Here is a 19503-nt window from a genome sequence, read left to right on the forward strand (position 1 = left end):
GTGCACCTTTCCGTAATTCACTACTGCAACCTGATCGGGTTGACGATGTCGGCGGTCACGGTCAGCAGCGTGATGGCGCCACCGATGAAGATGACCACGTACGTGAGGGGCAGCAGGCGCATGTAGTTGACCGGGGCGCCGGCGGGTTTCCCGCGCAGCTTCCTCAACCAGTCTCGCACCCGTTCGTAGAGGTTGACGGCGATGTGACCACCGTCAAGCGGGAGCAACGGCAGGAGGTTGAACACACCGACGAAGAAGTTCAGGCCCGCGAGCATCAGCATGAAGAACGCCCACAGGCCGCGCTCGGCCGCGTCGCCGCCCAGGCGGGAGGCGCCGACGACGGAGATCGGGGTGTCGAGGTCGCGCTCGCCGCCGCCGATGGCCTTCACCACGGCCGGGATGCGCTCGGGGAAGCGCATGAGGCCCTGCCAGGTGTTCACGAACATCGTGCCGGTGAAGCTCACCGCGGCCGGGACCGCCTCGACGGGGCCGTAGGTGAACGACTGCTGCACGATGACGCCGATCGCGCCGACTTCCTTGATCTCGGTGCCGCCCTTGCCGTCGGTGACCTGGCGGCTCACCTTCGGCACGTCGACGGTCAGCGCGACCTCCTTGCCGTCGCGCAGCACCTTGAACTCGTTCGGGCCGCTCAGGTCGCGCGTGACCTTCTGCATGTCCGACCACGTGGCGATCGGCTGGCCCGAGATGGCCAGGATGCGGTCGCCCGGCTGCAGGCCCGCGCTCTTGGCCGGGGACGGGGCACCCGCCGGGCACGGCGCGTCGTAGGGGACGGTGTGGTCCTGCACGCAGTCGGCGATGGTCGCGAGGACGGGCTCGTCCTTGTTGTTGGGCAGGCCCAGCGACATCGCGAGGATCAGCAGGATGATGAAGCCGAGGATGAAGTGCGTGATCGACCCCGCGGACAGCACGACGACGCGCTTCCACACCTTCTGGTTGTAGAAGGCGCGCTTGCGGTCGTCCGGGTGCACCTCGTCCAGGGCCGTCATGCCGGTGATCTCGCAGAAGCCGCCGGCCGGGATGGCCTTCAGGCCGTACTCGGTCTCACCCTTGCGGAAGGAGAAGAGCTTCGGGCCGAAGCCGATGAAGTACCGGGTGACCTTCATGCCGAAGGCTTTCGCGGTCAGCAGGTGCCCGAACTCGTGCAGCGCGATGGACACCGCGATGCCGAACGCGAACAGCAGCACCCCGAGGATGTTGACGACAGTGTTCACGGAAAGCTCAGTTCCTTCCAACCAGCTCGCGGGCACGTGCGCGCGCCCAGTCCTCGGCGGCCAGGACCTCCGCGACGTCCGCGGGGTCCTTCTGCCAGTCTTTCGCCTCGCCGAGAACCTGGCCGATGGTGTCCACGATCGACAGGAACGACGTCTTGCCCGCCACGAAGGAGGCGAGTGCCTCCTCGTTCGCGGCGTTGTAGATCGCGGGCAGGCACCCCGCGGCCCGGCCCGCCCGCCGCGCGAGCTCGACCGCCGGGAACGTGACGCTGTCCACGGGTTCGAACGTCCACGAGGTGGCGGTGTCAAAGGTACAGGCGGGAGCGGCGCCCGCGACGCGCTCGGGCCAGCTGAGACCGAGCGAGATGGGCAGGCGCATGTCCGGAGGCGATGCCTGGGCCAGCGTCGAGCCGTCCGTGAAGGTCACCATCGAGTGAATGATGGACTGGGGGTGCACCACGACGTCGATGCGGTCGTACGGCACCCCGAACAGCAGGTGCGCCTCGATGAGCTCCAGGCCCTTGTTCACCAGGTTCGCCGAGTTGATCGTGACGACCTGCCCCATCGACCACGTCGGGTGCGCCATCGCCTGCTGCACCGTGATGCCCTCGAGCTCACCGCGGGTCTTCCCGCGAAACGGCCCGCCGGACGCCGTCAGCACCAGCTTGTGCACCTCGTTCGCGGTGCCACCGCGCAGGCACTGCGCGAGCGCCGAGTGCTCGGAGTCGACCGGCACGATCTGGTCCGGCTTCGCCGCCTTCAGCACGAGCGGCCCGCCCGCGATGAGCGACTCCTTGTTCGCGAGCGCCAGCGTGGCACCCGTCTCCAGGGCCTTCAGCGAGGGCTCGAGGCCGCGCGACCCGTCCATGCCGTTCAGCACGACGTCCGCCGGAGCCGCCTCGATCAGGTCGACCATGCTGGTCAGCGTCCTGACGCCGGGGACGTCGGCACCGTTCGCCACCGCCACCACGGGCACGTCGAACTCTTGCGCCTGCTCCTTGAGCAGGTCCAGCTGACGCCCGCCCGCGCCGAGCCCGACGACGCGGAAGCGATCGCGGTTGCGCCGGATGACGTCGAGCGCCTGGGTCCCGATGGAACCGGTCGAACCCAGGATCAGCACAGTGCGTGGAGTACTCATCGCCCCTCATTGTTCCGGAGAGTGCCTGAGAGCACCGGCACAGCCCGATACTTTGATAACGAAGTGGTTTTGGAGGTGTGAAGTCACCGGTTCGAGGGCATTCCTTCCGCGTCAAGCAGATGGAAGGAGACTCTCGGTGGGCATCCTCGGATGGATCGTGCTCGGCCTGCTGGCCGGAGCAATCGCCAAGGCGATCATGCCGGGTCGCGACCCGGGCGGAATCATCATCACGATGCTGATCGGCATCGTCGGCGCGATCCTGGGCGGATTCATCGGATCCGCGCTCTTCGGGACCGATCTGGGTTCGTTCTTCGAGATCCGGACCTGGCTTCTCGCGATCGTCGGGTCGCTGATCCTGCTGGGCATCTACCGCCTCGTGACGGGTCGGCGAAGCCGGGTGTAACTGCTTCGCGGAAAGACGTCGGAGACCGTCCGGGTGACACCCGGACGGTCTCTGTGTTTGTTGGCCGTCGCTTCGCGACGGCGGCGAGTTCGTCGGGAAGCACGAACTCGCGATCCCCCCGCCCGGATCGACAGCTGCCGCACCAGGCAAGGCCGAGCCCCCGCGCCAGGTGCGCGTTGGGCACCTGGCGCGGGGTTTTCTAGTTCGCCAGGCCCGCGTCCCTGGCCAGCAGGGCCGCCTGGACGCGGTTGGTCAGGCCCAGCTTGGCCAGGAGGCGGGAGACGTACGTCTTCACCGTGGCCTCCGACATGTGCAGCTTGGCGCCCACGTCGGCGTTCGACATGCCCTGGCCGAGCAGCGCCAGCACCTCCACCTCGCGCTCGGTGAGGCCCGCCACGGCCCGTTGCGCCTCCTGGCGCTTCGGCTGGCCCGAGGTCGCCACCATGCCGACCACGCGGGACGTGACCATCGGCGAGAGGTACGCCTCGCCGTTGTGCACCGCCCGCACGGCCCTGAGCAGCTCTTCCGGAGCCGAGTCCTTCAGCAGGAAGCCCGCGGCGCCGTCGGACAGGGCACGCACGATGTTCTCGTCCTCGCCGAACGTCGTCAGCATCACGACCCGCACGGACGGGGCGAGCGTCTTCAGCTCGCGGGCGCACGCCAGGCCGTCCATGCGCGGCATCCGGATGTCGAGCACCGCCACGTCCACCCTGCGCTCGCGGACTGCCTGCAGCGCCTCGTGGCCGTCGCCCGCCTCCGCGACCAGCTCGATGTCGTCGGCGGTGCCGAGGATCGCCTTGATGCCTGCTCGCATCAGCGGTTCGTCGTCGGCGATGAGCACCCGGATCATTGACCGTTCCTCTGCACGTGGATCTTCTTCTCGACCAGCTTGCCGTCCCGGAAGCAGAAACGCACCACCCTGGTGCCCTTCGCGAGGTACGACTGCTCGTCGGTGAGGTGGTAGACGCAGGTCGCGTCCGGCGGCTCCGGGGACGCCTGCGACCGCAGCTCGCCGTCGGCCACCAGCGGTTCGTCGCCGGACGGGAGCAGCTCGCGCACCTCGTCCTCCGGCTGGCCCACCTGGATGCGGTCGAGGTTCTCCTGCGAGACGACCTCTGTCACCGGCTGGGCGCCGAGGACGGAGAAGCCGCCGATGATCACCGCCAGGACCAGGGTCGCGCCCGCGATCGAGCCGACGCCCGCCCACTTGCGGATGCCCTGCGGCGCCTCTGTCTCGTCCTGCTCGTCCTCCGGCTCGTCCGGCAGCGCGGTCTCCTCGTACGGGAGCACCGCGGCGATCCGGAAACCGCCGGTCGGCAACGCTCCGACGTGCAGGATTCCGCCCGCGACGCGGACGCGTTCGGTCAGGCCGATCAGGCCCACCCCCGGCGAACCGGCCGGTGTGCCGTTGCGGGGCGGGTTGTTGCGCACCTCGACGACGAGCGCGTCCGGCTCGTACTTCACCGACACCTGCACGGCGGCGCCGGGTGCGTGCTTCGACGCGTTGGTCAGGCCCTCCTGCGCGACACGATACGCGGCGTGGGAGACGCGTGACGGCAACGGGTGCGCCTGCCCGCCTCGGACCAGGCTGACGAGCACCCCGGCCTTGCGCGCGTCGGCCACCAACGAGTCGATGGATTCCACTGTTCGCGTGGCGGGGTCGTCGTCGGGACCGTCCTCGGCGCGGAGGACGCCGATGATCGCCCGCAGCTCCTCCATGCCGGTCAACGCCGCCGAGCGCAGCACCCCGATCGCCTCGCGCTGCTTCTCCCCCAGCGACGGGTCCATCGCGAGCGCTCCGGCGTGCACGGAGATCAGCGAGAGCCGGTGCCCCAGGCTGTCGTGCATGTCCTGGGCGATGCGGCTGCGTTCGCGCAGGCGCACCTGCCGGGCCATCAGCTTGTTCTCGCCGCGCATGCGCAGCTCGCGGTCCCGCATCGCCTGCACGAGCGCCTCGCGCTGCGCCAGGTACCGGCCGACCAGGAACGGCAGCGCCACGCCCACGCCGAAGAGCGTGATCAGGATCAGCATCGCGTAGACGGGATCGAGGTCGATCGGCCGCGCCGCCCAGTCCCAGAAGACCACCACGACGGCGAACGTCGCCGCGGTCGACACGACGCCCTTCACCCACGACTCGATCCGGCGCCCGGCGGTGTAGCTCAGCACGACCATGAACGCGGGGCCGCCGAACGGGACCGCCGCCCCCGCGATCATCAACGTCGCCGGCAGCACGTGCCGCAGCGGCAGCAGCACCGCGTACCCGGCTACGTACGCGACGAGCGTCAGGCCGGACGCCTGCCCGTCCCCCCACGGTCCCGGCCACAGGTCCAGCAGGATCGCCCCCACCAGGACGACCAGGTCGCCGACGAGCCGCACCCAGGTCAGCGTCCGGAAGCGGGCCAGGACGTCGGCGAGGAACGCCTCGCCCCTCTCCCGCACAGCAGTAGTCACGCCCTCAAGCTAACGAGACGTCCCACGTCCGCGCGGCACGCTGGAGTATCGACTCCGCACGACGAAAGTTGACGCGGCGGTCAGACCAGCCGGGCGGCCGCACCGGCCCTGCGCGCTCGCCACGACGCGATGACCACGCCGATGACCAGCAACAACGCCGTCGCCGCGACCATCAGCGTCGACAACGCCACGATCTCCGGCGAGATGCCGCGCTTGGACGCCTGCGCGTAGACGAACACCGGCAGCGTCGTCGACCCGACACCGGTCAGGTACGACGAGATCACCACGTCGTCGAACGACAGCAGGAAGGCGAACGCCGCGCCCGCCGCCACCGCGGGCGCCACCAGCGGCAGCGTGACGGTCCGGAACGCGGTGAACGGCGAGGCGCCCAGGTCGGCCGCCGCCTCCTCCATCCGCACGTCCATCCCGGACACCCGCGACCGCACCACCACGACGACGAAGCTCAGCGAGAACGCCACGTGGGCGAACAGCAGCGCGCCGAACCCGAGCGGGACGCCGGCGAGCTTCACGAAGAACCCCAGCATCGCCACGCCCATGACGACCTCGGGCACCACCAGCGGCAACGACAGCAGCACCGTCCACAGGCCGCGGCCGGGGAACGCCCTGCGCAGCCCGAACGCCGCCAGCGTGCCGATGACCGTCGCGATCGCCGCCGACGCGAGCGCCAGTTCCAGGGTGAGCCGCAGCGAGGCGAAGACCCGCGTGTCGTCGGCCAGCTCGGCGTACCACTGCAAGGAGAAGCCGCTGATCCGCGACAGCGACCGCGACGAGTTGAACGACGCGACCGCCAGCCACGCGATCGGCGCGTAGAGGAACAGGAAGACCAGGACGGCCACGGTGCCGAGCACCCACGGACGACGGTTCACAGCACGTCCTCCCCACGCCGCCCGCGCAGCACGAGCACCACGACCACCAGCACGAGCAGCAGCACGGCCATCGCCGAGCCCAGCGGCCAGTTGTTGCCGCCGCGGAACTGGTCGTCGATGACCGACCCGAACGTCGACTGGTCGACCCCGCCGAGCAGCTTCGGCGTCACGAAGTCACCGGCCGCGGGCACCAGGACCAGCAACGACCCGGCCAGCACCCCGCTCATCACGCCCGGCAGCACGATCCGGAAGAACGTCGACACGCGCCCGTGGCCGAGGTCGTAGGACGCCTCCACCAGCCGGAAGTCGAACCGTTCGCACGCCACGTACAGCGGCAGCACCATGAACGGCAGGAACCCGTACGTGAGGCCGAGCACGACCGCCCCGTGCGTGAGCAGGAACCCGCCGTCGCGGTCCAGCCCCACCCAGCCGAGCACCGTGTTGACCAGGCCCTCCCCGTCGAGCAGCGCCTTCCACGCGTAGATCCGGGCGAGGTAGCTCGACCAGAACGGAATCAGCACCGCCGCGAGCAGCACCGTCCGGTACCTGCCGCCGTGGCGCGAGATGAACCAGGCCAGCGGGAAGCCGAGCAGCAGGCACGCGACGGTCGTCGCCCCCGCGTACGCCAAGGTGCGCCCGAAGATCGGCAGGAACGCCGGGTCCAGCGCCGTCAGGTACGCCTGCGTCGTCCACGGCAGCACGGCGCGCGCCACGCCGGTGTCGCGCGTCGCGAAGCTGAACTCGACGACCACGACGAGCGGCGCGATCAGGAAGAGCCCGAGCCAGATCCCGGTCGGAGCGAGCAGGCCGTTGGCCTTCAGCCAGCGTCGGAGCATCACCCGGTCTTCACCTTCGTCCAGGCGTCCGCGTAGAGCGCCTCGACGTCGCCGCCGAGGTCCTTCGTGAACGGGAGCTTCGCCAGCTGCTCCGCGGGCGGGTAGACCGCCGGGTCGTTCAGCAGGTCCTTGTCGATCAGCGGCTTCGCGGCGGCGTTCGGGCTGCCGTACCGGACGGCGTTGGACAGCGCCGCGCCCGTCTCCGCGCCCAGCACGTGGTCGATGAACCGGTGCGCGTTGCCCGCGTGCGGCGCGTCCTTCGGGATGACCAGCAGGTCCACGTAGGACAGCCCGCCCTCCTCCGGGATGACGTAGCCGACGTCGTCGTTGGCGTCGCTCGCCTGGAAGGCGTCGCCGGAGTACGCCTGCGCGAGCCGGACCTGGCCGGAGGTCAGCGGCTCGATCACGTCGGAGTTGATCTGGCCGAGCTTCTTCTTCAGCGACAGCAGGAAGTTCGCCGCGTCGTCGATCTGCCGCGCGTCGGTCGTGTTCGGGTCGTGGCCGAGCTTGAGCAGGCCGATCGCCATGCCGTCGCGGGCCTCGTCGAGGATCGAGCTGCGGCCGCGGGCGGCGGGCAGGTCGAACGCGTCGAAGCCGGTGACCTCGTCGCCCAGCTGCGACTTCGAGTAGGCCAGACCGGTCGTGCCCCACGCCCACGGCACGGAGTACCGGTTGCCGGGGTCGTACTCGGCCTCGACGAACCGCTGCTCCAGGTTGGCCAGGTTCGGGATCGCGTCGTGGTCGAGCGGCTGGAGCAGACCGGAGCGCAGGAACCGGCGCAGGAAGTTGTCGCTCGGCACCACCAGGTCGTAGCCGGCCTGGCCGGAGGCGATCTTCGCCTCCATCTCGTCGTTGGTGGAGAAGTTGTCGTAGGTGACCTCGATGCCGGTCACCGCCGTGAAGCCGGGCAGCGTCTCCGGCGCGATGTAGTCGGTCCAGTTGTAGAAGTTGAGCCGCGGCTCGTCGACCAGGTTCGCCGCCTTGCCAGCCCCGTCCGTGCCGCCGCTGTTCGTGGGCGCCGGCCCGACCGCGCACGCGGCGAGCGCGAAGAACGCCATCGAGCCCAGCATCGTGCGCCGGGTCACCCGCGGGCTGTCGACGTCCCACAGCCGGGCGATCCGCACCTGGTCAGCCATCGGACTGCTCCAGCAGCACGGTGAACTCCGGGTCCCACGCCATGCGCACCCGCTGGCCGGGCGCACCCGCGTCGTCGATGCGCTGCGCGTTCTGCACGAACGCCGAGAGCACGCCGTCGGGCGTGTCCACGACGAACTGCGTGGAGACGCCCGTGTAGACGACGTCGTGCACCACCCCGGTCAGCACGCACCAGCCCGTGGGCGGCTCGGAAGTCTCGTCGAACAGGTGCACCTTCTCAGGCCGGACGGTCGCGGCGACCTTCTGGCCGTGGCGGACACCTCCGGTGAACCGGGCCCGCAGGTTCGTGGCGCCGGGAGCCGTCAGCGACACCAGCCCGTCGTCCACACCGGACACCTCGGCGTCGAGGATGTTCGACGTGCCGATGAAGCCGGCGACGAACCGGGTGGCGGGCCGCTCGTAGACGTCCTCGGGGTAGCCGACCTGCTCGATCCTGCCCGCGTTCATCACCGCGATGCGGTGCGAGAGGACCAGCGCCTCCTCCTGGTCGTGCGTGACGTAGAGGAACGTCGTGCCGACCTCGCGCTGAATGCGCATCAGCTCGATCTGCAGCTCCTTGCGGAGCTTGGCGTCGAGAGCACCGAGCGGTTCGTCGAGCAGCAGCAACTGCGGGTCCGCGGCGAGCGCACGCGCGATGGCGACGCGCTGCTGCTGACCGCCGGACAGCTGCGCGGGCCTGCGCTTCGCGAACTGCGAGAGCCGGACCAGCTCCAGGTGCTCGCCGACGCGCTTCTTCAGCTCCTCACCGCGGATCTTCTTGCGCTTGAGGCCGTAGGCGACGTTGTCCCACACCGACATGTGCGGGAACAGCGCGTACGACTGGAACACCGTGTTGACGTCCCGCCGGTACGGAGGCACGCCCACCATGTCGTTGCCGTCGAGCTCGATGCGGCCCTCGTCGGGGTCGACGAACCCGGCGATCATCCGCAGGACGGTGGTCTTGCCGCAGCCCGACGGACCGAGCACGGAGAAGAACTCGCCCTCGTGGACGTCGAGCGAGATGCCGTCGACCGCCACCTGGTCGGCAAAACGTTTGCGCACACCGTGGAGACCGATCTCGACGGGAGCGAACGTGTCCGGGGTGGAGACCTCGGCGGGAGAGAAGCCGGTCAAGTCGAGATGCCTTCGCGAGGTCGTGCGGGAGGGGGTCGCGCCGAGCGTAGACCCGCTCCACCTCGCTCGTAAGCCGTGCGCGCGCGACCTCACACCACCGTGCTCGTCCTCGTGTGCGACGATGACCAAGTAATCCGGATGAGCAGTGGAGGAAACCGTGGCTTCGTCCTCGGAACTGGACAAGCGTCCTGCCGTCGACCCTCACGAGGAGCCGTCGCACGAGTGGGGCTGGCACGGCACGCTGCCCAAGGGCACCCGCATCGCCGGCTGGCTGTCCGCGGTCTTCTGCTTCCTGATGCTGATCGGCAACCACCACGGTCAGACCGAGAACATCTGGCTGATCGCGTCCGGCATCACGATCATCGCCCTGCTGCTGTGGGACGCCGCACGCCGCAGGACGTCCTGGCGCCGCTGACCCGCGAACTCTCCTTGCCCCGGTGCGGCCTCGCACCGGGGCAAGCGTGTTTCTGCCCCGCGCGGCAGATGCGTCGGTCACCGCACATGTCGGAGTGAGGGCGGTTCTCACCAGCCGGGCACTGTTGCGGCCGTGCACACCGGACAGTTTGCTCACCGATACATCCAGGTGAGAGGACTCGACCGATGACGGTGACCGACGAACTGCTCGTCAACAACGCCACCTACGCCGCCCAGTTCAGCGGCCCGCTCCCCCTGCCGCCCGCGAAGCACGTGGCCGTCGTGGCCTGCATGGACGCCCGTCTGGACGTCTACCGCGCGCTCGGCCTCCAGGAGGGCGAGGCGCACGTCATCCGCAACGCCGGCGGCGTGGTGACCGAGGACGAGATCCGGTCGCTCGCCATCAGCCAGCGCCTGCTCGGCACCCGCGAGATCATCCTGATCCACCACACCGACTGCGGCATGCTGACGTTCACCGACGACGACTTCAAGCGCTCCATCCAGGACGAGGTCGGTGTGAAGCCCTCGTGGGCCGCCGAGGCGTTCGGCGACGTCGAGGAGGACGTGCGCCAGTCGCTCGCGCGAATCCTCGCCAACCCGTTCGTCCCGGTGAAGGACTCGGTGCGCGGCTTCGTGTTCGACGTGGCCACTGGCCTGCTCACCGAGGTCAAGCCCTAGAAGGGCTCGCCACGCGGTGGTCGTCGGAGTAGGTGACGTGCAGCCGCTCCCAGGACCACCGGTACTCGGTGATCTCCGCGCAACAGTGCGTGCCGGGGTTCTCGTGCATGTACTGCGGACCGTCCTCGACAACCACCGCAACGCGTGCCCCTCGTTCCGGAACGCGAGCCTGCTGCCGACGACGAACACCGCGCCCGCTACGACGTCGCTGTGCAGCAGGTCCCGGTACTCGCGGTGGTAGAGCCGCGAGTAGTCGGGTTCTTCCAGTCCCTGGCACCGCACAGTGAGCGGTACAGCGGCGCGTGCTTCAACGGCCGGGCAGGCCGCATCACGCGGTACTCGTCACTGCCCAGCCGGACCGTGCTGACGAGCGCGCCAGCGTTCCCCCTGGCGTTTCATCGCGGGGGTTTCGCGCCGCTCACCCCAGCGATTTCCGCCCGAACTCTCGCTCCGTCTTCAGCCCTCGGCGGCGAGCTGACCGCAGGCCGCCGCGATCTCCTGACCGCGGGTGTCGCGCACGGTGCACTCCACGCCCTGCTCCCGGACCCGCCGCACGAACTCGCGCTCCACCGGCTTCGGCGAGGCGTCCCACTTCGAGCCAGGGGTCGGGTTCAGCGGGATGAGGTTCACGTGCACGAGCTGCCCGAGGTGCTTGCGCAGCTTCTTGCCGAGCAGGTCGGCGCGCCAGCCCTGGTCGTTGATGTCGCGGATCAGCGCGTACTCGATCGACACGCGGCGCCCGGTCTGGTCGGCGTAGCCGCGCGCGGCCTCCAGCACCTCGGCCACGTCCCAGCGCGTGTTCACCGGCACCAGCGTGTTGCGCAGCTCGTCGTCCGGCGTGTGCAGCGACACCGCGAGCCTGACCTGGAGCTTCTCCTCGGTCAGCTTGCGGATCGCCGGCACGAGGCCGACCGTCGACACGGTGACCGTGCGCTGGGAGATGCCCAGGCCGTCCGGCGCGGGCGCGGTGATGCGGTGGACGGCCTCGATCACGCGCTTGTAGTTCGCGAGCGGCTCGCCCATGCCCATGAAGACGATGTTCGACAGGCGGCCGGGGCCGCCGGGCAGCTCGCCGTCGCGCATCGCTGCGGCGCCGAGGCGCACCTGGTCCACGATCTCCGCGGTCGACAGGTTGCGCTGCAGGCCGCCCTGGCCGGTGGCGCAGAACGGGCACGCCATGCCGCAGCCCGCCTGCGACGAGATGCACAGGGTCGCGCGGTCCGGGTAGCGCATCAGCACGGACTCGATGAGCGTGCCGTCGTGCGCGCGCAGCAGCGTCTTCGCCGTCGTGCCCTCGTCGGTGGTGACCTTGCGCACGACCGTGAACAGCGGCGGCATCAGGTCGGCGACGAGCTTGTCGCGGGCGGCGGCCGGGATGTCGGTCATCTCGGCCGGGTCCACGGTCAGGCGGCTGAAGTAGTGGTTCGACAGCTGCTTGGCGCGGAACGGCTTCTCGCCGAGAGCGGCGACGGCTTCGGCACGTTCGGCAGGCGACAGGTCGACGAGGTGGCGCGGCGGCAGGCCGCGCTTGGGCGCGTCGAAGACGAGGGGAAGGGAAGTCATAGCACATCTAGTGTCCCACGAACTTCACCAACACAAGACCGTTGTATCGCGATAGCTTCCGATATATCGTTAACGACATGATGAACCGACACCACCGAGAGCACCACCACAGGCATCGCCACGGACCCTTCGGGGGCGGTGGCAGGGGCGGCCGCCAGAGGCGCGGCAACGTCCGGGCAGCCGTGCTGTCCCTGCTGGCCGAACGGCCCATGCACGGCTACGAGATCATCCAGGAGATCGCCCGGCGCACCGGAGGCGTGTGGAGCCCAAGCCCCGGCTCGGTCTACCCGACGCTGCAGATGCTCGCCGACGAGGGCCTGGTCTCCTCCCAGGAGGAGGGAGGCAAGAAGCTGTTCGACCTGACCGAGCACGGCAGGACGGAGCACACGGCCCCGCCCTGGCGCGACATCGACATCCAGCTCGACCCGGTCGACGGCGAGCTGCGCACGGCCGTCCGGCTGCTCGGCGCCGCGATGGAGCAGATCTCCCACGCGGGCTCACCCGAGCAGAAGGCACGCGCGGCCGAGCTCTACAACGAGATGCGGCGCAAGCTCTACGCCATCCTCGCCGAGGAGTGAGCTACCAGCGGTCGTGCACGTGCGGGCGGATGAGCTCGTCGTACACGGCCTCGACGGCCTTGGAGTCCACCGGCTCCAGAGCGGCGGCACCCACGTTGGCGGCGGCCTGCTCCACGTTGCGCGCGCCGGGGATCACGACCGTCACCCCGGGCTGGTCGATGATCCAGCGCAGCGCGAACTGCGCCATCGTGGCGCCTTCCGGCACCAGCGGCCGCAGCCGTTCGACGGCCTCCAGGCCCACCTCGAAGGGCACGCCGGAGAAGGTCTCGCCGACGTCGAACGCCTCGCCGTTGCGGTTGAAGTTGCGGTGGTCGTCCGCGCCGAACGTCGTGTCCGCCGTGTACCTGCCGCTGAGCAGCCCGGACGCGAGAGGCACGCGCGCGATGATCGCGATCCCCGCCTCCGCCGCGGCCGGCAGCACCGTATCGAGGGGCTTCAGCCGGAACGCGTTCAGGATGATCTGCACGCTGGCCACGTTCGGGCGCTTGATCGCCTCCAGCGCCTCCTCGACCTTCTCCACCGACACGCCGTAGGCAGCGATCCGCTGCTGCTCCACCATCTCGTCCAGCGTGTCGTACACCTCGTCACGGCTGTACACGGCCGTGGGCGGGCAGTGCAGCTGCACGAGGTCCAACGTGTCCACGCCGAGGTTTCGGCGGCTCCGGTCGTTCCACGCGAGGAAGTTCTCTCGCGTGTAGCCCTCCGGCGTCTGCTCCGGGAGCCGCCGGCCCATCTTCGTGGCGACGAAAATGCCGTCGTCCTTGCGTTCCTTCAGGAACCTGCCCACGAGCGTCTCGCTGCGGCCGTCGCCGTACACGTCGGCGGTGTCGAAGAAGTCGACACCGTTGTCAGCGGCGGCGTGCAGCAGCGAGAGCGCGTCGTTCTCGTCCACCTCGCCCCAGTCGGCGCCGAGCTGCCAGCACCCGAGCCCGACGACACCGACCTCGCGGTTCAACCTGCCTGCGTTTCGCTTCTCCACGAAAGCCGAGCCTAGTCCGTTACCGCAGGTAGTTCAGCGTGTGCACTTTTCAGGCGGACACAGGGCTTCTCCCCCGGATCACACGATCAGCCCCTTCGGCTTTCGCCGCACGTGCACCCGGTAACCGACGGGAAAGCTCAGCCCCGTGACCGACGCGATCGCGCGCTCCGCGACCTTGGCGGAGAACTCGATGCGCAACACAGCCTCCAGGTCTTCCCGCTTCTCGAAGCGCCACTCCGCGGTGACGCGCCGGAGCGTGAAACCGTTGTCCGCGAAGAACTTCTCGACTGCCGCCGGGTCATAACGCGGTTCGTCGGCGCACAGCCACGGCCCGTACGGCTCGGCGGCGCCGTCGAGATCGACGACCACGAACGCGCCCCCGGGACGCAGCACCCGGTCCGCCTCGCGCATCCCCGGCTCACAGCCCGGCCCGAAGAAGTAAGCGGTACGGGCGTGCACGAGGTCCGCGGACGCGTCGTCGAGCGGGAGCCGTTGTGCGGGACCGGAAACGACGCGGGCGTTCGTCAGCCCGTCGACCCTGTTCCTGGCGCGCGCGACGAGCGGAGGGTGCGGCTCGACCCCCGTGACGGACCCGGCGGTGCGGGCGAAGATCGGCAGGTGGAAACCGTCGCCACAACCGACGTCCACGACGTCCAAGCCGTCAAACGGACATTCTTCGCCAATTGCCGCCCAAATGGCCCCGTTCACGTCCTGCGCGCGATTTTCCACCTCGTAGACGTCGGGCCAGTGCCAGATGTTCGGGCTGGGCACCACGTCTGCCGGGCGCACCGCGTTCAACGCCGCCCGCACGAATCCCCTCACGGAGCCACTGTAAGACCTGGATTTGCCCGGGACCGTACGAATTCGTCGAGTTGCGGCGTAGCGTGACCGCATCTCTCTTCCCTGCAGGAGGCGGCAGTGTCGATCGCGCCCAACTCGCCCCAGCTCGCGCCGTTGCTCAGCGGAAGTCCCTGCTGGGTGGAGAGATCCGTCGACGATCTCAGAGGCGCGATCGAGTTCTACACCGGCCTCTTCGGCTGGCACTACGCCGACGACGGCGGCTACACGGTCGCGATGGTCGACGGTGTCCCGGTCGCCGGGTTACCCCAGGGCGAGCCGGAGCCGTGGCGGTTGTACCTGGTCACACCGCACGCCCGCGCCACCGCCGAGAAGGTCTTCCACCTGGGAGGGTCCGTCCTGCGCAACCCCGAGGACGGCCCGGACCACACGCAGAGCACGGTGATCGCCGACCCGACCGGCGCCGTCGTCGGCTTCCGGCACGTGCCGCCGGACTGGCGGTTCGGCATCGCGGGTCACGGCGCGTACGCGTGGGCCGAGCTGAACACCCGCGACGGAGCGGCGGCGGACGAGTTCTTCGGCGAGCTGTGCTCCTACGACATCACCCAGATCGGCGACGGGCACAGACTCGACTACGCGTCCTACTCCCTCGAAGGAACCGAGGTCATCGGACGCCAGAAGATGGGCCGCGAGTTCCCCTACGGGGAGCGGTCGCACTGGATGGTGTACTTCAACGCAGCGCCCGAGATCGGCACCGACTCGGTGGCGTACCGGGTCCTGGAGCTCGGCGGCCGGGTCACCGTCGAGCCCTACGACACCCCGTTCGGACGCATCACCGTGGTCGAGGACCACGCGGGAATGGCCTTCTCGGTCATCGACCCGTCGCGCAAGATCGAAGCCGGGCCGCGGGCCGAGGTCGACGACCCGTTCGACGACTAGCGCACCGGCGTCACAGCACCGGCGGCACGAAGAGGTGCAGCAGCAGCCACGACGCGACGGCGGACGGCAGGAGCGAGTCCATCCGGTCCATCAGGCCGCCGTGGCCGGGCAGCAGCGTGCCCATGTCCTTGATGCCGAGGTCGCGCTTGATCAGCGACTCGACCAGGTCACCCGCCGTGGCCGTGACGACGAGAGCAGCGCCGAACAGCGCGCCCTGCCACCACTGGCCGTCGAGCAGCGTCGTCACCGTGATCGCGCCACCGACCACGCCTGCGGTCAGCGACCCGCCGAAGCCCTCCCAGGACTTCTTCGGGCTGATCTTCGGCGCCATCGGGTGCTTGCCGAGGAAGACACCGGCCGCGTAGCCGCCGACGTCGGAGAGCACGACCCCGAGGATGAACGCGATGACACGGCCCACGCCGTCCTCGGGAACGACGAGCATGGCCGCGAACGCCGCGAACAGCGGCACGTACGCGACGGTGAACACCGACGCGCTGAGGTCGCGCAGGTAGCCGTCCGAGCCGCCCCGGAACCGCCAGATCATGCACACCAGCACGGTGACCACGAACGCGGTCATCATGCCGGAGCGCTCCAGCGGCCAGGACAGCCAGATGATCGCCTGGCCGCCGATGAGCGCGGGCCACAGGGCGACGTTGATGCCGCCCTTGCGCAGCGCCGTCCCCAGCTCCCACGTCGCCACCGCGGCGGCGGCCGCGACGACGCCGATGAAGGTCTGCCGGACGACCAGCAGCGACAGGACGACCAGCGCGCCGAGCCCGACACCGACCAGGATCGCCGCTCGCAGGTCACGTCCCGCGCGTGACGGCTTGGACGCGGGCACCTCCGCGGGACTGCCTGCCACTGGTGCTCCCATCACGACCTCCGCCCGGCCTGGGCTGTAACGACGCCTGCGGCGAGGAGGCCGGGCGAAACGAACGGGGACATCAGACCTCGAGGAGCTCTGCTTCCTTGTGCTTCACGAGCTCGTCGATCTGGGCGGTGTACTTGTGGGTGAGAGCGTCGAGCTCCTTCTCACCGCGGGAACCGTCGTCCTCACCGACCTCGCCGTCCTTGACGAGCCGGTCGATCTCTTCCTTCGCCTTGCGGCGGACACCGCGGACGGAGACGCGCGCGTCCTCGCCCTTCTGCTTCGCGACCTTCACCATGTCCCGGCGGCGCTCCTCGGAGAGCTGCGGGATCACGATGCGGATCAGGGTGCCGTCGTTGCTCGGGTTGACGCCCAGGTCGGAGTCCCTGATCGCCTTCTCGATCGCGGTCAGCTGGCTCGCGTCGTAGGGCTTGACGACCGCCATGCGCGCCTCGGGAACCGTGATGCTCGCCATCTGGTTCAGCGGCGTGGGCGAGCCGTAGTAGTCGATCTGGATCCGGTTGAACATCGAGGGAGTCGCACGACCGGTACGAACGGAGGCGAGGTTCTCCTTCGCCACCGAAACCGCCTTCTCCATCTTCTCCTCGGCGTCGAGGAGGGTCTCGTCGATCACGACTGCTCCTTGCTCTGCGTGTTCGTGCCCAATACCCGGTCCTGGGGAGATCCCACCAGGTCTAGAAGGCCGGACGGCCACCGGGGGTGCTCACCAGGGTTCCGATCTTCTCACCACGGACGGCGCGCGCGATGTTCCCCTCGGTGAGGAGGTTGAAGACGAGGATCGGCATGTTGTTGTCCATGCAGAGGCTGAACGCCGTGGCGTCGGCGACGTTGAGGCCGCGCTCCAGCACCTCGCGGTGGGTGATGTTGTCGAACATCAGCGCGTCCGGGTCGATCTTGGGGTCGGCCGTGTAGACGCCGTCGACGGCCTTCGCCATCAGGACGATCTCGCAGCCGATCTCCAGCGCGCGCTGGGCGGCCGTGGTGTCGGTGGAGAAGTACGGCAGGCCCGCGCCGCCACCGAAGATCACGACGCGGCCCTTGTCGAGGTGGCGCATCGCGCGGCGGGGGATGTAGGACTCGGCGACCTGCGTCATCTGGATCGAGGTCTGCACGCGGGTGTCGATGCCGTGCTCGCGCTCGAGGAAGTCCTGCAGCGCCAAGCAGTTCATGACCGTGCCGAGCATGCCCATGTAGTCGGCGCGCGACCGGTCCATGCCGCGCTGCTGGAGCTCGGACCCGCGGAAGAAGTTGCCACCACCGATCACGACGGCCACCTGCACGCCGGACTTGTGGACGGCCGCGATCTGCTTGGCGACCGTCTGCACGACGTCGGGATCCACACCGACGCCACCGCCGCCGAACATCTCACCACCGAGCTTGAGCATCACCCGGTTGTAGCCGTGGCTACCTTCTTCGCTCACAGGTCCTCTCCTCGTGGCTTGCTTTGAGCAGTCGTGTGGACATGCCGAGGGCGGGGTCGCTGGTGTGCCGCAACCCCGCCCTCGTCGCAATCAGCTCTGGCCGACCTCGAACCGAGCGAAACGGACAACCGTCACGCCGGCCTCGTCCAGGAGAGCCTTGACCGTCTTCTTGCTGTCCGTCACGGAAGCCTGCTCGAGGAGCACGACGTCCTTGAAGAAGCCGTTGACGCGACCCTCGACGATCTTGGGGAGCGCACCCTCGGGCTTGCCCTCCTCGCGAGCGGTCTCCTCGGCGATGCGGCGCTCGTTGGCCACCAGCTCCTCGGGGACGTCCTCACGGGTGACGTACTTCGGGCGCATCGCCGCGATCTGCATCGCGGCGCCCTTCGCGACCTCGGCGTTGTCACCGGTGTACTCGACGAGCACGCCGACGGCCGGCGGCAGGTCCGCGGCACGGCGGTGCAGGTAGGTCGCGACGGTGCCGTCGAAGTCGACGGCCTTCGCCAGCTCGAGCTTCTCGCCGATCTTGGCGGAGAACTCCTGGACCAGCGCGTCGACCGTCTTGCCGTCGACCTCGACGGCCTTGAGGGCCTCGACGTCGGCGACCTTGTTGGCCTTGGCGATCGCGGCGATCTCGTCGGCCAGCGCGACGAAGTCCGCGTTCTTGGCCACGAAGTCGGTCTCGCACCGCAGCTCGACCATCGCGCCGTCCTTGACGGCGACGAGGCCGTTGGACGTGGTGCGCTCGGCGCGCTTGCCGACGTCCTTGGCGCCCTTGATGCGCAGGATCTCGACGGCCTTGTCGAAGTCGCCGTCAGCCTCGTCGAGCGCCTTCTTGCAGTCCATCATGCCGGCGGCGGTCAGCTCGCGGAGCTTCTTGACGTCCGCGGTGGTGTAGTTCGCCATCGTTTTCCTTCTGCGATGTACGCGCGTGAGTCACGCGGCGCCCGAGGTGCCGGGCGCCGCGTGGGGGAGATCAGGACTGGACGGGCTGCTCGGCCGGAGCCTCGGCGGGGGCCTCGGCCGACGAGTTGGTCAGGAGCTCCTGCTCCCACTCCGCCAGCGGCTCGTCGCTCGCGACCTCGGGCTTGTCCTGACCCTCGGCGGCGTCGCGGCGGCCACCGGAGCGCTGCATGAGACCGGCGGCAGCGGCCTCGGCCACGACCTTGGTCAGCAGGGCGGCGGAACGGATCGCGTCGTCGTTGCCCGGGATCGGGTAGTCGACCTCGTCCGGGTCGCAGTTCGTGTCGAGGATCGCCACGATCGGGATGTTCAGCTTGCGAGCCTCACCGACCGCGATGTGCTCCTTCTTGGTGTCCACGATCCACACGGCGCTGGGCACCTTGGACATGTCGCGGATACCGCCGAGCGTGCGCTCCAGCTTGTCCTTCTCGCGGTTCATCATCAGGATTTCCTTCTTGGTGAAACCCTGGAAGCCGCCGGTCTGCTCCATCGACTCCAGCTCCTTGAGCCGCTGGAGCCTCTTGTGGACCGTCGAGAAGTTGGTGAGCATGCCGCCCAGCCAGCGCTGGTTCACGAAGGGCATGCCGACGCGGAGCGCCTCGTTGGCGATGGCCTCCTGCGCCTGCTTCTTGGTGCCGATGAACAGGATCGACCCGCCGTGCGCGACCGTCTCCTTGACGAACTCGTAAGCCCGGTCGATGTAGGTCAGCGTCTGCTGCAGGTCGATGATGTAGATGCCGTTGCGCTCGGTGAAGATGTAGCGCTTCATCTTCGGGTTCCAGCGCCGCGTCTGGTGCCCGAAGTGCACGCCGCTGTCGAGCAGCTGCTTCATGGTTACGACGGCCATGGCCGGTTCGCACCTCATCTGTCGGACGCGCCAGGTCTCGCCTTTGCGCGTCGGTCGGTTGACGCCTCGGACCAGGTCGGCCCTCAGCCCTGGTACCTCCGCCGCCGCCCGCACCAGCGGTGCATCCCTGCACCGTCAGGACCGTCGGACGTCGTGACTCGACCAGACTGGAACCAGCAGGCCGGATCTGCGTTGGTACGCGAAGTCGCCCCGCGCACA

Annotated in this window: 22 protein-coding genes; 5 read left to right on the forward strand and 17 right to left on the reverse strand. The window is 69.1% G+C overall.

Going from position 1 to position 19503, the window contains the following annotated elements; all coding sequences use genetic code 11:
• Positions 1 to 20: 20 nt before the first annotated feature.
• Positions 21 to 1232, reverse strand: coding sequence for a M50 family metallopeptidase (locus BLT23_RS18250; protein WP_090050973.1), 1212 nt, complete (start codon positions 1230 to 1232; stop codon positions 21 to 23).
• Positions 1233 to 1239: 7 nt separating this feature from the next.
• Positions 1240 to 2370, reverse strand: coding sequence for a 1-deoxy-D-xylulose-5-phosphate reductoisomerase (dxr, locus tag BLT23_RS18255; protein ID WP_090050974.1), 1131 nt, complete (start codon positions 2368 to 2370; stop codon positions 1240 to 1242).
• Positions 2371 to 2506: 136 nt separating this feature from the next.
• On the opposite strand from dxr, the gene BLT23_RS18260 reads away from it, so the two are divergent.
• A complete protein-coding gene (locus BLT23_RS18260) occupies positions 2507 to 2773 on the forward strand; it encodes a GlsB/YeaQ/YmgE family stress response membrane protein (RefSeq protein WP_090050975.1) in 267 nt (88 codons plus the stop codon).
• A gap of 199 nt (positions 2774 to 2972) precedes the next feature.
• On the opposite strand, the gene BLT23_RS18265 is transcribed toward BLT23_RS18260, so the two are convergent.
• From BLT23_RS18265 to BLT23_RS18290, 6 genes are all read right to left on the reverse strand, one after another.
• Positions 2973 to 3623, reverse strand: a complete 651-nt coding sequence (locus BLT23_RS18265) for a response regulator (protein ID WP_090050976.1) — start codon at positions 3621 to 3623, stop codon at positions 2973 to 2975.
• A complete protein-coding gene (locus BLT23_RS18270; RefSeq protein ID WP_143035969.1) occupies positions 3620 to 5224 on the reverse strand; it encodes a sensor histidine kinase in 1605 nt (534 codons plus the stop codon). Before BLT23_RS18270 ends, BLT23_RS18265 begins: the two co-directional genes overlap by 4 nt.
• Positions 5225 to 5304: 80 nt before the next feature.
• Positions 5305 to 6111, reverse strand: a complete 807-nt coding sequence (locus BLT23_RS18275; protein WP_090050978.1) for an ABC transporter permease — start codon at positions 6109 to 6111, stop codon at positions 5305 to 5307.
• Positions 6108 to 6947 (reverse strand): ABC transporter permease, encoded by an 840-nt coding sequence (locus BLT23_RS18280; protein ID WP_090051207.1) that lies wholly within the window; start codon positions 6945 to 6947, stop codon positions 6108 to 6110. Before BLT23_RS18280 ends, BLT23_RS18275 begins: the two co-directional genes overlap by 4 nt.
• Positions 6947 to 8083, reverse strand: a complete 1137-nt coding sequence (locus BLT23_RS18285) for an ABC transporter substrate-binding protein (protein ID WP_090050979.1) — start codon at positions 8081 to 8083, stop codon at positions 6947 to 6949. Before BLT23_RS18285 ends, BLT23_RS18280 begins: the two co-directional genes overlap by 1 nt.
• Positions 8076 to 9215, reverse strand: coding sequence for an ABC transporter ATP-binding protein (locus BLT23_RS18290; RefSeq protein WP_090050980.1), 1140 nt, complete (start codon positions 9213 to 9215; stop codon positions 8076 to 8078). The genes BLT23_RS18285 and BLT23_RS18290 overlap by 8 nt, the downstream gene beginning before the upstream one ends.
• A 157-nt stretch (positions 9216 to 9372) precedes the next feature.
• Between BLT23_RS18290 and BLT23_RS18295 the strand changes: the two genes are divergently transcribed.
• Positions 9373 to 9630 (forward strand): DUF2631 domain-containing protein, encoded by a 258-nt coding sequence (locus BLT23_RS18295; RefSeq protein ID WP_090051208.1) that lies wholly within the window; start codon positions 9373 to 9375, stop codon positions 9628 to 9630.
• A 185-nt stretch (positions 9631 to 9815) separates the two neighbouring features.
• Complete coding sequence (locus tag BLT23_RS18300; RefSeq protein ID WP_090050981.1) at positions 9816 to 10307, forward strand: beta-class carbonic anhydrase; 492 nt, start codon at positions 9816 to 9818, stop codon at positions 10305 to 10307.
• On the opposite strand, the gene BLT23_RS40785 is transcribed toward BLT23_RS18300, so the two are convergent.
• Both BLT23_RS40785 and rlmN read right to left on the reverse strand, forming a co-directional pair.
• Positions 10297 to 10443 (reverse strand): hypothetical protein, encoded by a 147-nt coding sequence (locus BLT23_RS40785; RefSeq protein WP_176946803.1) that lies wholly within the window; start codon positions 10441 to 10443, stop codon positions 10297 to 10299. The genes BLT23_RS18300 and BLT23_RS40785 overlap by 11 nt on opposite strands.
• Positions 10444 to 10763: 320 nt before the next feature.
• Positions 10764 to 11870: a dual-specificity RNA methyltransferase RlmN gene (gene rlmN / locus BLT23_RS18305; RefSeq protein ID WP_090050982.1), complete on the reverse strand. Its 1107-nt coding sequence runs from the start codon at positions 11868 to 11870 to the stop codon at positions 10764 to 10766.
• Between the two features lie 182 nt (positions 11871 to 12052).
• Here rlmN and BLT23_RS18310 point away from each other — a divergent pair, with 182 nt between their 5' ends.
• Entirely contained in the window at positions 12053 to 12448 is a 396-nt protein-coding gene (locus tag BLT23_RS18310) for a PadR family transcriptional regulator (protein WP_245744021.1), read from the forward strand.
• Between the two features lies 1 nt (position 12449).
• On the opposite strand, the gene BLT23_RS18315 is transcribed toward BLT23_RS18310, so the two are convergent.
• Together BLT23_RS18315 and BLT23_RS18320 are read right to left on the reverse strand one after the other, a co-directional pair.
• Positions 12450 to 13427: an aldo/keto reductase gene (locus BLT23_RS18315; RefSeq protein ID WP_090050984.1), complete on the reverse strand. Its 978-nt coding sequence runs from the start codon at positions 13425 to 13427 to the stop codon at positions 12450 to 12452.
• Positions 13428 to 13505: 78 nt separating this feature from the next.
• The gene (locus BLT23_RS18320; protein ID WP_245744022.1) at positions 13506 to 14249 is read right to left on the reverse strand and encodes a class I SAM-dependent methyltransferase; all 744 of its coding nucleotides are present in this window, start codon (positions 14247 to 14249) and stop codon (positions 13506 to 13508) included.
• Positions 14250 to 14345: 96 nt separating this feature from the next.
• Between BLT23_RS18320 and BLT23_RS18325 the strand changes: the two genes are divergently transcribed.
• Complete coding sequence (locus BLT23_RS18325; protein WP_090050986.1) at positions 14346 to 15164, forward strand: VOC family protein; 819 nt, start codon at positions 14346 to 14348, stop codon at positions 15162 to 15164.
• Positions 15165 to 15174: 10 nt separating this feature from the next.
• On the opposite strand, the gene BLT23_RS18330 is transcribed toward BLT23_RS18325, so the two are convergent.
• From BLT23_RS18330 to rpsB, 5 genes are all read right to left on the reverse strand, one after another.
• Positions 15175 to 16038, reverse strand: a complete 864-nt coding sequence (locus BLT23_RS18330; RefSeq protein ID WP_090050987.1) for a phosphatidate cytidylyltransferase — start codon at positions 16036 to 16038, stop codon at positions 15175 to 15177.
• A 70-nt stretch (positions 16039 to 16108) separates the two neighbouring features.
• Entirely contained in the window at positions 16109 to 16666 is a 558-nt protein-coding gene (frr, locus tag BLT23_RS18335) for a ribosome recycling factor (protein ID WP_090050988.1), read from the reverse strand.
• A gap of 61 nt (positions 16667 to 16727) precedes the next feature.
• Positions 16728 to 17438: a UMP kinase gene (gene pyrH / locus BLT23_RS18340; protein WP_090096004.1), complete on the reverse strand. Its 711-nt coding sequence runs from the start codon at positions 17436 to 17438 to the stop codon at positions 16728 to 16730.
• 126 nt (positions 17439 to 17564) lie between these two features.
• Positions 17565 to 18380 (reverse strand): translation elongation factor Ts, encoded by an 816-nt coding sequence (tsf, locus tag BLT23_RS18345; RefSeq protein WP_090050990.1) that lies wholly within the window; start codon positions 18378 to 18380, stop codon positions 17565 to 17567.
• A 70-nt stretch (positions 18381 to 18450) separates the two neighbouring features.
• Positions 18451 to 19284 (reverse strand): 30S ribosomal protein S2, encoded by an 834-nt coding sequence (gene rpsB / locus BLT23_RS18350; protein ID WP_090050991.1) that lies wholly within the window; start codon positions 19282 to 19284, stop codon positions 18451 to 18453.
• Between the last annotated feature and the right edge of the window lie 219 nt (positions 19285 to 19503).

The sequence above is a fragment of the Lentzea fradiae genome, from assembly GCF_900100955.1.
GTDB classification, from domain to species: domain Bacteria; phylum Actinomycetota; class Actinomycetes; order Mycobacteriales; family Pseudonocardiaceae; genus Lentzea; species Lentzea fradiae.

Excerpts from the sequence above, each read along its gene's own strand:
- dxr (WP_090050974.1), bottom strand. The coding sequence starts at position 2,370 with ATGAGTACTCCACGCACTGTGCTGATCCTGGGTTCGACCGGTTCCATC.
- BLT23_RS18265 (WP_090050976.1), bottom strand. The coding sequence starts at position 3,623 with ATGATCCGGGTGCTCATCGCCGACGACGAACCGCTGATGCGAGCAGGC.
- BLT23_RS18280 (WP_090051207.1), bottom strand. The coding sequence starts at position 6,947 with ATGCTCCGACGCTGGCTGAAGGCCAACGGCCTGCTCGCTCCGACCGGG.
- BLT23_RS18285 (WP_090050979.1), bottom strand. The coding sequence starts at position 8,083 with ATGGCTGACCAGGTGCGGATCGCCCGGCTGTGGGACGTCGACAGCCCG.
- BLT23_RS18300 (WP_090050981.1), top strand. The coding sequence starts at position 9,816 with ATGACGGTGACCGACGAACTGCTCGTCAACAACGCCACCTACGCCGCC.
- rlmN (WP_090050982.1), bottom strand. The coding sequence starts at position 11,870 with ATGACTTCCCTTCCCCTCGTCTTCGACGCGCCCAAGCGCGGCCTGCCG.
- BLT23_RS18330 (WP_090050987.1), bottom strand. The coding sequence starts at position 16,038 with ATGGGAGCACCAGTGGCAGGCAGTCCCGCGGAGGTGCCCGCGTCCAAG.
- pyrH (WP_090096004.1), bottom strand. The coding sequence starts at position 17,438 with ATGCTCAAGCTCGGTGGTGAGATGTTCGGCGGCGGTGGCGTCGGTGTG.
- tsf (WP_090050990.1), bottom strand. The coding sequence starts at position 18,380 with ATGGCGAACTACACCACCGCGGACGTCAAGAAGCTCCGCGAGCTGACC.
- rpsB (WP_090050991.1), bottom strand. The coding sequence starts at position 19,284 with ATGGCCGTCGTAACCATGAAGCAGCTGCTCGACAGCGGCGTGCACTTC.